Genomic DNA, 13012 nt, shown 5'->3' with positions numbered 1-13012 from the left:
TTCTCCCCGAATAGAAATGCCCTACCGCAATCTCGACCACTGCGACGAGCAGATTGCTCCCGGCGACGCCGAAAAACCGCCGCCTCACACAAATACCATTGAAAGCCGGCCGCCACAGGTGCATCATCTGACAAATATTTGGCCATCACGGACGAAGCCGACTCGAAAAGTCATTTTATTGACTTTGTGCCGCCAGACGCCTGACAGGTCGTGATTTCCTTGCATTGCGCTGCCCCCGGCGCCCTGATTCGAGGCTGTGACTATGAGCGTTCTGATTCCCTGCATCATCGCTGGCGGCGCCGGTACCCGATTGTGGCCGGTCTCCCGCGAGGCCATGCCCAAGCCCTTCATGCGCCTGCCCGATGGCATGAGCCTGCTGCAGAAGACCTTCAGCCGCGCCAGCAGCCTGCCCGGCGTCGAACGGGTGCTCACGGTGACCAACCGCGAAGTGGTGTTCCGTACCCAGGACGAGTATCGCCAGGTCAGTACCCAGCGTATCGCCCTCGACTTCATCCTCGAACCTTTCGGCCGCAACACCGCCCCCGCGATCGCCGCCGCGGCGCTGCACTGCGCCCGCCTGCATGGCGAGGACAGCCTGCTGCTGGTGCTGCCCGCCGACCACCTGATCCAGGACCAGGGCGCCTTCGAGGCGGCCGTCCAGCGGGCCATGGCCCTGGCCGGAAAAGGTTGGCTGACCACCTTCGGCCTGCTGCCGACCCGCGCCGAAACCGGCTTCGGCTACATCGAACAAGGAGAGGTACTGGGTAACGACGGCTATCGGGTGGCCCGCTTCGTCGAAAAGCCCGACGCCGACACCGCCCAGGCCTACCTGGACGGAGGCCGGCACCTGTGGAACGCCGGCATGTTCTGCCTGCGCGCGGGCACCGTGCTGCAGGAGCTGCAGGCCCATGCCCCCGAGGTGCTGCACACCGTGACCCACTGCCTGGCGCAGAGCCTGTTCAAGGAGGGGACGTGCGGCCAGCAGGTGGAACTCGACGCCGACAGTTTCGCGCAGGCCCCCGACATCTCCATCGACTACGCACTCATGGAGCCCTCCACCCAGGTGGCCGTGGTGCCCTGCGCCATCGGCTGGAGTGATATCGGCAGTTGGGAAGCGGTGCGCGAGCTGCGCCCGGCCGACAGCCAGGGCAATCATTGCAACGGCGAAACCGTGCTGCATGACGTGAGCAACTGCTACATCGACTCGCCGCGTCGGCTGGTGGGCGCGGTGGGCCTGGACAACCTGATCGTCATCGACACCCCCGACGCCCTGCTGATCGCCGATGCCGCGCGCAGCCAGGAGGTCAAGGTGATCGCCCAGCAACTCAAGCGCCAGGGCCACGACGCCTACCGCCTGCACCGCACCGTGACCCGCCCCTGGGGCCTGTACACCGTGCTCGAGGAAGGGCCACGGTTCAAGATCAAGCGCATCATGGTCCGCCCCGGCGAATCGCTGTCGCTGCAGATGCACCATCACCGCAGCGAGCACTGGATCGTGGTCAGCGGCATGGCCTGCGTGACCAACGGTGAAGAGGAGTTTCTGCTCGACACCAACGAGTCGACCTTCATCAAGCCCGGACGCAGCCACCGCCTGACCAACCCCGGCGTCATCGACCTGGTGATGATCGAGGTGCAGAGCGGCGAATACCTGGGCGAAGACGACATCGTACGCTTTACTGATATCTATGGACGCGCCCCGGCAGCAGCAGCACCTGCTTGACTGCCAGAGGGCGCGTTTTGCCATCCAGGGCCGACACCCGGCCAACCGCGAGGATTCGGGCTCATGCGCATACTCTGGACCCTGCCCTACCTGCCCTGGCCCACCACCAGCGGCAGCAAGACCCGGCAATACCACCTGCTGCGCGCCCTGGCGCAGCATGGCCACCGGATCACCTTGCTGGTGCAGTCCAAGGTCCCGTTGAGCGACGCGGCGCGCGAGGCCCTGGAGCCGCTGGTGGAGCGCCTGGTGGTGCTGCCCCGGCGCGCGCTGCACAGCCCGCTGAACCTGCTGGCCTCGCCCATCATCGACTACCCCATGCGGGCCATCATCAATGGCCTGGCGCCCTGCCTGAGGCACCGCTTCGAGCAGTTGCTGGACGAACCCTGGGACGTGATCCAGATCGAGCACAGCTACAGTTTCCAGCCGTTCGAGAAGGCCTTGCAGGCCCGTGGCCTGCCCTACATGCTCAGCGAGCACTACCTGGAATCGGTGATGGGCGCCGCCTGCCACGACCGCTTGCCCCTGTGGCTACGGCCGCTGAACGCCTTCGACCGCTGGCGCTACCGGCGCTGGGAGCAGCGAGTGCTGCGCCAGCCCACCGAGGTGGTGGCGGTCAGCGCCCATGATGCCGAGCTTATCGGCCAGATCAGCGGGCGCCCGGTGAACGTGGTGGTCAATGGCGTGGACTGCGACCACTACCAGGAGGTTCGCCCCACGCCGCACAGCCAGCGTCTGCTGTTCGTCGGCAATTTCGAGTACGGCGCCAACCTGGAGGCCATCGAATGGGCGCTGGAAGAGATCCTGCCTCAGGTGTGGATGAGCAATCCGGCGGTGCGCCTGGCCATTGCCGGCCACGCCCTGCCGGCCAGCTGGAAGCTGCACTGGAACGACCCGCGCATCGAGTGGGTGGGCTATCGCCCCGACCTGCGCGAGCTGCAACGGCGCTCGGCGCTTTTTTTCGCGCCGCTGCGCCATGCTGGCGGCTCCAAGGTGAAGATCCTCGAAGCCATGGCCGCCGGGCTGCCGGTGATCACCACCAGCAAGGGCGCCTCGGGCCTGGCCATGAACAACGGCGAGCACTACCTGGGCAGCGACGACAGCGGCCAACTGGCGCTGCTGGTCACCCAGCTGCTCAACCAGCCATGGCGCATGTGCCAGCTCAGTGAGGCCGGGCGCCAGTTCGCCCGCCAGCGTCATGACTGGAGCGTCGCCGCCCAGCAGCTGGAGAACGTGCACATGCGCCTGACCCAGCTGGCGCCGGCCGGCGCCGCAGCCGCCGGCGGCGTGCTAGCCAAGTAGCTCGCTGAACGGAATGAACGTCACCGCATCGCCCTGTTGCGGCGTCGTGCCTTCGAGCACCTCCACCACGCCATCGGCCCATGCCGCGCTGCGCAGCACGCCGGAGCTCTGGTTCTTGTAGATGCGCACGCGACCGTCCTCGATGCGTGCCCGCAGGTACTCGCGGCGCGTTCCGGCCTTGGGCCAGTCGAAACCCGCCGGCACGCTGAAGCGCAGCGGCGCGACATGGGCCACGCCCATTCGACGCAGCAGGTAGGGCCGGGTCAGCAGGCCGAAGGTGACCAGGGTCGAGGCCGGATTGCCCGGCAGGCCGATCACCGGCACCCCCTGGTAATGGCCGAAGGTCAGCGGCTTGCCCGGCTTGATCGCCAGCTTCCACAGCGCCAGCTCGCCCGCCTCGCGCAGGGCCAGGCCGAGGAAATCGGCCTCGCCCACCGACACGCCTCCGGTGGACAGGATCAGGTCGACATCGCCCAGCCCGCCCAGGCACTGGCGGGTGCGCTCGAGATCGTCCGGGAGGATGCCGGCGTCGACCACCGTGCAGCCCAGGCGTTGCAGCCAGCTGACCAGCAGGCGTCGGTTGCTGTTGTAGATCTGCCCGGGGCCCAGGGCCAGGCCCGGCTCGACCAGTTCGTCGCCGGTCGACAGCACCGCCACCCGGGGCCGACGCCGCACTTCGAGCGTGCCGAAACCCAGGGTCGCGGCCAGCCCGAGCTGGATCGGGCCCAGCCGCGTGCCGGCGCTCATCACCTGTTCGCCGACACGGGTTTCCTGGCCCTTGGGGCGAACGTTCTGCGCCAGCGCCAGCGGTTCGAGGAAACGCACCCGACCATCCTCGAGCACCTCGGTGTTTTCCTGCATCTCGACGCAATCGGCACCTTCCGGCAGCGGCGCGCCGGTGAAGATCCGTGCGCAGGTGCCAGGTTCCAGGGGCTGTGGTGCATGCCCGGCGAAGATGCGCTGGGTCACCCGCAGCGGTTCGCCCTGACAGTCGGCCAGGCGCAGCGCGTAGCCGTCCATGGCGCTGTTGGGCCACGGCGGCAGGTCGAGGCCAGCCACCAGCTCATGGGCCAGGACCCGCCCTTCGGCCTCGGCCAGCGGTACCTGTTCGGTCTCGGCGATGGGCGCCGTGTCGGCCAGCGCCAGCAGGCGCTCCAGGGCCTCTTCCACCGGCATCAAGGGCCGGGCCACCTCAGCCACGGCTGTCACAGGCCGCCGCCTGCTTCAGGTGCGGCACGAAATTGCACGGCCGATGACGGGCGTCCAGCTGCTCGGCAAGGATACCGTCCCAACCGGTGCGCACGGCGTTGGTCGAGCCCGGCAGGCAGCAGACCAGGGTGCCGTTGGCAAGCCCGGCCAGGGCGCGGGACTGCACGGTGGAGGTGCCGATATCGGCCACCGAGATCTGCCGGAACAGCTCGCCGAAGCCCTCGACCTGCTTGTCCAGCAGGCACGCCACGGCTTCCGGGGTACTGTCGCGGCCGGTGAAACCGGTGCCGCCGGTGATCAGCACCACCTGCACCTGGTCGTCGGCGATCCAAGTCGCGACCTGGGCGCGGATCTTGTACAGGTCGTCCTTGAGCAGCACCCGCTCGGCCAAGCGGTGGCCGGCGGCGCTCAGGCGATCGACGAACAGCTGGCCGGAGGTGTCGGTGTCAAAGGTGCGGGTGTCGCTGACCGTCAGCACGGCGATGTTCAGCGCAACGAAAGGGGTATCTGCCTTGGCTTTCATGGGAGTCCGTCGCAGGGTAACTGGGAATGTGCGCTGTTATATCACAGGCCGCCCGCGGCGTTGTTCTTGGTCAATGCCGCCGCGATGGCGCTATGCTGCACTGTGCAAGGAACTTGCGTGGACGCCCTGCGTCTTAATGACATCTAGCACCATCGCACTGGAGAAACACGATGATCCAACGGACCCTTCCCGCCTTCCTGCTTGCCCTGGGCCTGGGCGCCCTCGCCGGCTGCGCCTCGCCAACCGTCATCACCCTGAACGACGGCCGCGAGATCCAGGCGGTGGACACCCCATCCTATGACGACGATTCCGGTTTCTACGAATTCGAGCAGCTCGACGGCAAGCGCACGCGCATCAACAAGGACCAGATCCGCACCGTCAAGGAGCTGTGATCCAGTCCCGCTTTTTAGCGCAACTCCTTTTTGCAACAAGGGGTTGCGTTGAAAAAAGCGATGCAGTAGCATTTTGGACATCGGAGTGTAGCGCAGCCAGGTAGCGCGTCTCGTTCGGGACGAGAAGGCCGCAGGTTCGAATCCTGTCTCTCCGACCATATCCCGCAAAAAACCCGCTTCGAGCGGGTTTTTTGTTGCCTGCGAAAAGGCCAGGTGGCGCCCTGCATCAGGCAACACTGGGCCCTGTAGGAGCGGCCTTGTGCCGCGAAAGGGCTGCACAGCAGCCCCGGGATTTCAGCGTTGTTGCAAAGATCGCCAGGGCCGCTTTGCGGCCCTTTCGCGGCGCAAGGCCGCTCCTACAGGCTGGCGCCGCTCCCACGCTCAGCTCACACGGTTACTCCGGCAACACCGGCACGTACAGCAGTTGCAGGCGCGCACTGCTCCACTCACGGGTCTTGTTGGTCAGCTCGAGGTCGTTGTTCAGCTTCTGGCCGTAGGTCGGCACGATCTCCTTGAGCTTGGCTTGCCACTCGGCACTCTTGATCCGATCCTTGAAGGTCTTCTCCAGCACGCTCAGCATGATCGGCGCGGCGGTCGAGGCGCCGGGCGAAGCGCCTAGCAGCGCGGCAATGCTGCCGTCCTCGGCGGCCACCACTTCGGTACCGAACTGCAGCACGCCACCGTGCTCGGGATCCTTCTTGATCACCTGCACGCGCTGGCCGGCCTGGAGCAGTTTCCAGTCTTCGTTCTTGGCGTTGGGGAAGTACTCGCGCAGGGCCGCCATGCGGTCATCGAAACTGAGCATCAGCTGACCCATCAGGTAGGTGCTCAGGTCAATGTTGTCGATGCCGGCATGCATCATCGGGCTGATGTTGTGGGTGGTCAGCGAGCTGAACATGTCCAGCAGCGAGCCGTGCTTGAGGTACTTGGTGGAGAAGGTCGCGAACGGACCGAACAGCAGCACTTCCTTGCCATCGATCACCCGGGTGTCCAGGTGCGGCACCGACATCGGCGGCGCGCCGACCGAGGCCTTGCCGTACAGCTTGGCCTTGTGGCGGGCAACCAGGTCAGCGTTGTCGGTCATCAGGAACTGGCCACCGACCGGGAAGCCTGCATAGCCTTCAGCTTCCGCAATACCGGACTTCTGCAGCAGCTTTAGCGCGCCGCCACCGGCACCGATGAAGACGAACCTGGCCTTGACCGAAGACGCCTTGCCGCCGTTGGCCAGGTCGGCCACTACCACGTTCCAGCTGCCATCGTCGTTGCGCACGATGTCGCGCACTTCATGGCTCAGGTGCAGCTGCACATTGGGATTGCGGGTCATGGAGGCGAACAGCTGGCGGGTGATCTCGCCGAAGTTCACGTCGGTGCCGATGGCCATGCGGGTCGCGGCCACTTTCTGCCCGGGATCACGGCCTTCCATTACCAGCGGCACCCACTTGCGGATCTGCTCGTGGTCCTCGGTGATCTCCATGCCACGGAACAGCGAGCTGTGTTGCAGGGCCTCGACGCGCTTGTGCAGGAAGGCGACGTTGTCGTCACCCCAGACGAAGCTCATGTGCGGCACATTGTTGATGAACGAACGCGGGTTGCTCAGCACGCCCTGCTCGACCTGGTAGGCCCAGAACTGCTTGGACACCTCGAACTGCTCGTTGACGTTGACCGCCTTGCTGATGTCGATGCTGCCGTCCTTGCCGACGCTGGTGTAGTTCAGCTCGCAGAACGCCGAGTGGCCGGTGCCGGCGTTGTTCCAGGCGTTGGAACTTTCCTCGGCGACCTGGTCCATGCGCTCGTAGACGTCGACCTTCCAGTTCGGTTCCAGCTCGGTGAGGTAGGTCCCCAGGCTCGCACTCATGATGCCGCCGCCGATCAGCAGGACATCGACGGACTTCTGTGGCTCCGCGGGCTTGGAGCAGCCGATGACGCTCAGGCACAGGAGCGTCAGCAGGATTTTTTTCATTAGCTCAATCCAATTGAAGTGAAGGACTGGCAGTCGTTGCCCCCGGCGTGCACGCCCGGATGTTGTTGTTCTGGTCAGCAGGAGTCTTGCGAAATCGGGGCACGATCGCCTCGGGCCGTGGCCCGGAGCGCCGTAAAGCAGGGAGTGTGCCAGGTTGGCCTGGGCCAATGGCGCAGTGGGCTTGGCAGGGGCGGGTTGGCGGCAATCCGCCAAATGGATGGGTACTTTGCCTGAGGAATGGCGGTTTTCCCCCGAACGCCTGTAGGAGCGGCCTCGTGCCGCGAAAGGGTTGCGCAGCAGCCCCAGGATATCAGCGCCATGGCGAAAATAGCCGGGGCCGCTTTGCGGCCCGTTCGCGGCACAAGGCCGCTCCTACACAGGGATCGTGCAGGCTTGTCAGGCAGTGAGGCGGGAAGTGACTTCGCCCAACTGGCCCGACAACCCATGCAGGCGCTGCCCGGCTTGCTCGGTGTGCTGCACGGCCTCCTGGTTGGCGGTGGCGATGCGGGTGATCTCGACCAGGTTGCGCGAGATGTCCTCGGCGACGCTGGTCTGTTCCTCTGCGGCGGTGGCGATCTGCCGGTTCATGTCGCGGATCGCTTCAACCGCCGTGGTGATGCGCTGCAGCATCTGCCCGGCCTGCTGCACCTGCTCGGCGCCCTCCTCGCTGCGCTGCTGGCCGCTCTCGATGGCCTTGACCGCCTCCACCGCGCCCGATTGCACCGCCTCGATGATCTGGTGGATCTCGGCGATCGACGCCGCGGTGCGCTGGGCCAGGCTGCGCACCTCGTCGGCCACCACCGCAAAACCACGCCCGGCCTCGCCGGCACGGGCGGCCTCGATGGCGGCGTTGAGCGCCAGCAGGTTGGTCTGCTCGGCGATGCCGCGAATCACTTCGAGCACCTTGCCGATCCGCGTGCTGTCGTGTTCCAGGTGACGGATCACCGTCGCGGTACCGGCGATCTCGCGGTTGACCACGGCAATGGTATCGATGGTCCGCTGCATGACCTGCTCGCCGGCCTGGGCGCTGTGGTCGGCCTCGTCCGCGGCGCGGGCGGCGTCGGCGGCGTGGCGCGCCACTTCCTGGGCGGTGGCCGACATCTCGTGCATGGCCGTGGCGACCTGGTCGGTGCGCTGGAACTGGTCGTGGGTGCCATGGGCCATGTCGCCGGCGATGCTGCGCAGCCGGCCGCTGGCACTTTCCAGCTCCTCGGCGTTGTCCTTGAGGCGGCCGACGGTGTCAGCGAGGAAGTCGCGCAGGGTGTTGGCGGCCAGCGCCAGGCGCCCCAGTTCATCCTCGCGGCGGCTGTCGACGCGGGCGGCGAAACGCCCCTGGCTGAGCTGGGCGACATAGTCGATCAGCTGGCGAATCGGCTCGACCAGGCTGCGATTGACCAGCCACAGGCTGAACAGCCCGACCAGCACGGCCGAGCCCAGCATCACCAGCACGCCCAGCCACACCGTGCGCTCGGCGCTGGCGCTGATGGCGCCGGCACGCCCGTGGGCGTCGGCGCGCAACTGCTCCACCAGCGCGCTCATCTGGTCGCTGGTGGCCCGGTCCACGCCCTTGACCGCCAGGTCGCCCGCCACCGGGTCGCCGCCGGCGGCCAGGAACGCCTGGCGTCCCTGCTCATAGGCCGAGCCCAGCTGCCGGTGGCTGGCCTTGAGCTGCTCCAGGCGCGCCTTGAGCGCCGGCTCACTGCTGTCGATCAATTGCCCCAGCAACTGCTGCACCTGCTGCTCGCGGCTCTGGAACTGCTGCCAGTACTTGTCCAGCTCCGCCGGCTGGCGACCGCGCAGCAGCACGTTCTTCCACTCCTGCACCTGGATCTTGAACTGCAGGTTGGCTTCGTCGATCAGTTGCGAGGCACGCAACGGCCCGTCCACCAGCTCGGCATAGCCGCGCACGCTGGACGACAGGAACTGGAAACACACCAGGGCGATCAGCAGGATCGCCACCAGGCTGCCACCGAGCAGGGAGAGAATTTGCACTCTGAGGGATTTACGCAAGATTGCGGATCTCGGAACAAGGAAGAGGGAAAACGGCGCGCGACGGCACCGCCGACGGAGGCATCCTTGTCCTCGTTCGCTGGCCCCAAAAAAGCCGCCATCGGGCGATGGCAGCCAGGGCGAGCACCTGCGCAACCGCCGAGGCAGATAGTCTCAGGCAATTGCTACAGAATTGTTACAAAACAGCGACAACCAAGCCGCTCAGGCCGGGTTGAATTGCAGCGCGGCCAGGCGTGCGTAGAGTGGGCTTTGCTCGATCAATTGTCGATGGCTGCCGACTGCCGCCAGTCGGCCTTTGTCGATCACCGCGATGCGGTCGGCATGCTGCACCGTCGCCAGGCGGTGGGCGATGACCAGCGTGGTGCGCCCGGCCATCAACTGCGGCAACGCCTGCTGGATCAGGTGCTCGCTCTGCGCGTCCAGGGCGCTGGTGGCCTCGTCCAGCAGCAGGATCGGCGCATCCACCAGCAACGCCCGGGCGATCGCCAGGCGCTGGCGCTGGCCGCCGGACAAACCCACGCCGCCTTCACCCAGGAGCGTCTGGTAGCCCTGGGGCAACTGGGCGATGAACTCATGGGCATGGGCGCCGCGCGCCGCCGCCTCGACCTCGGCCAGACTGGCCTCGGGCCGACCGTAGCGGATGTTGGCCTCGACCGTGCCACGGAACAGCGCCGGCTGCTGGGCCACCAGGGCGAACTGGCGACGCAGCTCGGCCGGCTCCAGCCCGGTGATCGGTTGGCCGTCGAGCAGAATCGCGCCGCCCTGCGGGTCGTAGAAGCGCAGCAGCAGGTCGAACAGGGTCGACTTGCCGGCCCCCGACGGCCCGACCAGGGCCACGGTCTCGCCCGGGCGGATGTGCAGGCTCAGGCCATCGATGGCAGCGGCAGTGGGGCGTGACGGGTAGGCGAAGCGCACGTCGCACAGCTGGATGTCACCCGTGGCACGGCCCTGCGCCAGCCCCTGCGGTCGTGCCGGCGCCAGGATAGCCGTCTGCGCCGCCAGCAGCTCGGCGATGCGCTCGGCGGCACCGGCGGCACGCTGCAGTTCGCCGATCACCTCGCTCAGGGTGCCGAAGGCGCTGCCGACGATCAGGCTGTAGAACACGAAGGCGGCCAGCTCGCCGCCGGAGATGCGTCCGGCGATCACGTCCATGCCGCCGACCCAGAGCATCACCCCTACCGCCCCGAGCACCAGCACGATCACCAGGGTGATCAGCCAGGCACGCTGGGCGATGCGCCGGCGCGCCACGCCGAACGCCGCCTCCACGGTCTCGGCGAAGCGCGCCTGGTCATGCCCTTGATGGTTGTAGGCCTGCACCGTCTTGATCTGACCGAGGGTCTCGGCGACATAGCTGCCCACGTCGGCCACCCGGTCCTGGCTCTGCCGCGACAGGCTGCGCACGCGCCGCCCGAACAGCAGGATCGGCGCCAGCACCAGGGGCAAGGCCAGCACCACGATGCTGGTCAGCTTGGGGTTGGTGACGAACAGCAGGATCACCCCGCCCAGCACCATCAGCGCGTTGCGCAGGAACATCGACAGCGACGAACCGATCACCGACTGCAGCAAGGTGGTGTCGGCGGTCAGCCGCGACTGGATTTCCGAGCTGCGGTTGTCCTCGAAAAATCCCGGGTGCAGGCCGATCAGGTGGTCGAATACCGCCCGGCGGATATCGGCCACGCAGCGCTCGCCGATCCACGACACCAGGTAGAAACGGGCAAAGGTCCCCACCGCCAGCGCCATCACCAGCAGCAGGAACAGGCCGATGGTCTGGTTGAGCTGGTGCGCCGAACCGGTCATGAACCCCTGGTCGACCAACAGGCGGATGCCCTGCCCCATGGACAGGGTGATGGCGGCGGTGACCACCAGCGCCAGCAAGGCCAGTAGCGCCTGGCGGCGATAGGGGCGCACGAAATGCCAGCCCAGGTGCAGGGCGCGGCGCTGGCGGGGAGAGATTGGCTCGGGCATGGCGAAAGTCGTTCTTTGCACGGATTAGACCAAGACTACCACTCGTCGGCCCCATGCAACGCCTGGGAATCCGTCGCCGTCCCATGATCGAACAGGACAACAGTGACTATGCTCATTCGTTCTAACCTGTGTCTGGAGCTTTGTCGCGCTTTCTGTTGGACTGTTCCGGCATGACGCCGAAGAAACTGTCACAGACCAGTCACGGCGAAGCACTACCTTGAGCTTGAACCTGAAAGAGGAGACAGGATATGAGCTTGCAGCACACCGATACGCCCAAGAACCAGAACCGTCCGCAACCTCAGGTCTGCGGCTCGATCATCGATGCCCAGGGCCGCGAGGTCCCGATCACCGAGCAGATGATCCAGAAGGCCTGCAAGGACCTGGAAGACAGCCGGGTCAAGAAAGTCGGCAAGGCCTGACCCCCGAATTGCGTGCAACCCGGCGCTTGCGCCGGGTTTTTATTGGCTGGCCGTCAGGCCAGCACCGCCCCCAGTGCGCTGACCAGTTGCACCAGCTGCGGCGCCTCTCCACGGACACGTACCGCCAGCCCCTCGATCTCGCGCCTTACCGGGTAGTGCTTGCGCAGCAGGTCGAACGCTGCACGCTGTTCGGCCGGCTCTTCGCTCAGGCTGCGACGAAAATCCGCATCGTCGCGACGTGGGTCGTAGACCGCCCGGCACAGGGTGGCCAATGCCCACGCCGGATCCGCGCTCGGGTCAAACTCGATCTGCGCCAGACCCGGCGCCGGCAACAGGTCGGCCAGGCGCACCTGCTCGGGCTCCCCGCGCCAGCGGCAGAAGGCCTGGTAGATCTGCGCCGTGCCCCGCTGCTTGCCGTCCAGGCTGTAGCCGGCGATATGCGGCGTGGCCAGGGTGCACAGGTCGGCCAGTTGCAGGTCCACCTGCGGCTCGCCCTCCCACACATCAAGCACCGCGTGCAGATCCTCGCGATCCAGCAGCAGTTCGCGCAGGGCCGCGTTGTCCACCACCGGGCCGCGGCTGGCGTTGATCAGCCAGGCGCCGGCACGCAAGCGGGCCAGGCGCGGCTGGTCGAGCAGGTGCCAGGTCGGGTGATCGCCGCCGCGTTGCAGCGGCGTGTGCAGGCTGATCACGTCGCACTGCTCGAGGATCGTCTGAAGGTCGACAAAGTCGCCGCCCTCGCTGGCCTGGCGCACCGGGTCGCACACCAGCACCTTCCAGCCCAGGCCATGCAGCACCCGCACCAGGCGCCCGCCGACCTCGCCGGCGCCGACCACGCCATAGACGCGCTTGGCCAGGTCAACGCCGTCGAGTTCGGCCAGGGTCAGCAGGCTGCCCAGCACGTAGTCCACCACGCCACGGGCGTTGCAGCCCGGCGCGCTGCTCCAGTGGATACCGGCCTGGGCGAAATAGTCGAGGTCGAGGTGATCGGTGCCGATGGTGCAGGTGCCGACAAAGCGCACCCGGCTGCCTTCGAGCAGTTGCCGGTCGACGCGGGTCACCGAGCGCACCAGCAGCACGTCGGCGTCCTTGACGCAGGCGGCGTCGATGGCCCGGCCGGGGTAGCGGCGGATCTCGCCGAAACCGGCGAAGAAGGCATCGAGCAGCGGGATATTCTCGTCGGCAACTATCAGCATGGTGCTCTCCTGTCAGGGGAGCGCAGTGTAGCGCGATCGCAGCCGGCTCAGTCGGCCTTCTTGCGGATCCAGTACAGGTAGGTGCCGGCCTCTTCCTGCTGGCCGAGCAACTCGTGGCCGAGGAAGATGCAGAACTTGGGAATGTCGCGACGGGTCGACGGGTCGGTGGCGATCACCTTGAGCACGCCGCCGCCGGCCAGCTCGCGCACGTGCTTGTGCAGCATCATCACCGGCTCCGGGCAGTTCAGGCCGGTGGCGTCGAGGATCGCGTCGTGGGTGAAATCGGTCATGTAGGGCTCCGCAAAATGATCGTCATTGT

General features: G+C 66.7%; 11 protein-coding genes and 1 tRNA gene. 5 read left to right on the top strand and 7 right to left on the bottom strand.

Annotation, left to right across the window (positions count from 1 at the left end; all coding sequences use genetic code 11):
* Positions 1–262 precede the first annotated feature (262 nt).
* A complete protein-coding gene (locus tag NMG10_RS00435) occupies positions 263–1720 on the top strand; it encodes a mannose-1-phosphate guanylyltransferase/mannose-6-phosphate isomerase (protein WP_232856039.1) in 1458 nt (485 codons plus the stop codon).
* 63 nt (positions 1721–1783) lie between these two features.
* A complete protein-coding gene (locus NMG10_RS00430; RefSeq protein WP_110738539.1) occupies positions 1784–3019 on the top strand; it encodes a glycosyltransferase family 4 protein in 1236 nt (411 codons plus the stop codon).
* On the opposite strand, the gene glp is transcribed toward NMG10_RS00430, so the two are convergent.
* Positions 3008–4228, bottom strand: a complete 1221-nt coding sequence (glp, locus tag NMG10_RS00425; protein ID WP_232856038.1) for a gephyrin-like molybdotransferase Glp — start codon at positions 4226–4228, stop codon at positions 3008–3010. The genes NMG10_RS00430 and glp overlap by 12 nt on opposite strands.
* Positions 4212–4751: a molybdenum cofactor biosynthesis protein B gene (moaB, locus tag NMG10_RS00420; RefSeq protein ID WP_046856412.1), complete on the bottom strand. Its 540-nt coding sequence runs from the start codon at positions 4749–4751 to the stop codon at positions 4212–4214. The genes glp and moaB overlap by 17 nt, the downstream gene beginning before the upstream one ends.
* A 170-nt stretch (positions 4752–4921) precedes the next feature.
* Here moaB and NMG10_RS00415 point away from each other — a divergent pair, with 170 nt between their 5' ends.
* Positions 4922–5143, top strand: coding sequence for a YgdI/YgdR family lipoprotein (locus NMG10_RS00415; RefSeq protein ID WP_023632528.1), 222 nt, complete (start codon positions 4922–4924; stop codon positions 5141–5143).
* A gap of 81 nt (positions 5144–5224) precedes the next feature.
* Positions 5225–5301 (top strand) — tRNA-Pro (locus NMG10_RS00410).
* Positions 5302–5537: 236 nt separating this feature from the next.
* On the opposite strand, the gene mqo is transcribed toward NMG10_RS00410, so the two are convergent.
* The 3 genes from mqo to NMG10_RS00395 form a co-directional block, all read right to left on the bottom strand.
* Complete coding sequence (gene mqo, locus NMG10_RS00405; protein WP_203647470.1) at positions 5538–7103, bottom strand: malate dehydrogenase (quinone); 1566 nt, start codon at positions 7101–7103, stop codon at positions 5538–5540.
* 396 nt (positions 7104–7499) lie between these two features.
* Entirely contained in the window at positions 7500–9116 is a 1617-nt protein-coding gene (locus NMG10_RS00400) for a methyl-accepting chemotaxis protein (protein ID WP_232856070.1), read from the bottom strand.
* A gap of 198 nt (positions 9117–9314) precedes the next feature.
* Positions 9315–11078, bottom strand: a complete 1764-nt coding sequence (locus tag NMG10_RS00395) for an ABC transporter transmembrane domain-containing protein (protein WP_254463438.1) — start codon at positions 11076–11078, stop codon at positions 9315–9317.
* 248 nt (positions 11079–11326) lie between these two features.
* On the opposite strand from NMG10_RS00395, the gene NMG10_RS00390 reads away from it, so the two are divergent.
* Entirely contained in the window at positions 11327–11497 is a 171-nt protein-coding gene (locus NMG10_RS00390; protein WP_203647472.1) for a PA1571 family protein, read from the top strand.
* Positions 11498–11550: 53 nt separating this feature from the next.
* Here the strand turns inward: NMG10_RS00390 and pdxB are convergent, their stop codons facing one another.
* Both pdxB and tusA read right to left on the bottom strand, forming a co-directional pair.
* Complete coding sequence (gene pdxB, locus NMG10_RS00385; protein ID WP_203647473.1) at positions 11551–12693, bottom strand: 4-phosphoerythronate dehydrogenase PdxB; 1143 nt, start codon at positions 12691–12693, stop codon at positions 11551–11553.
* A gap of 47 nt (positions 12694–12740) precedes the next feature.
* A complete protein-coding gene (tusA, locus tag NMG10_RS00380; protein WP_050704845.1) occupies positions 12741–12983 on the bottom strand; it encodes a sulfurtransferase TusA in 243 nt (80 codons plus the stop codon).
* Positions 12984–13012: the final 29 nt, after the last annotated feature.

The organism is Pseudomonas sp. DVZ6, assembly GCF_024259445.1.
In the GTDB taxonomy this organism is placed as follows: Bacteria; Pseudomonadota; Gammaproteobacteria; order Pseudomonadales; family Pseudomonadaceae; genus Aquipseudomonas; species Aquipseudomonas peradeniyensis.
Note: the sequence above shows the minus strand (reverse complement) of the source record. Positions and strands in the feature narration are given on the sequence as shown.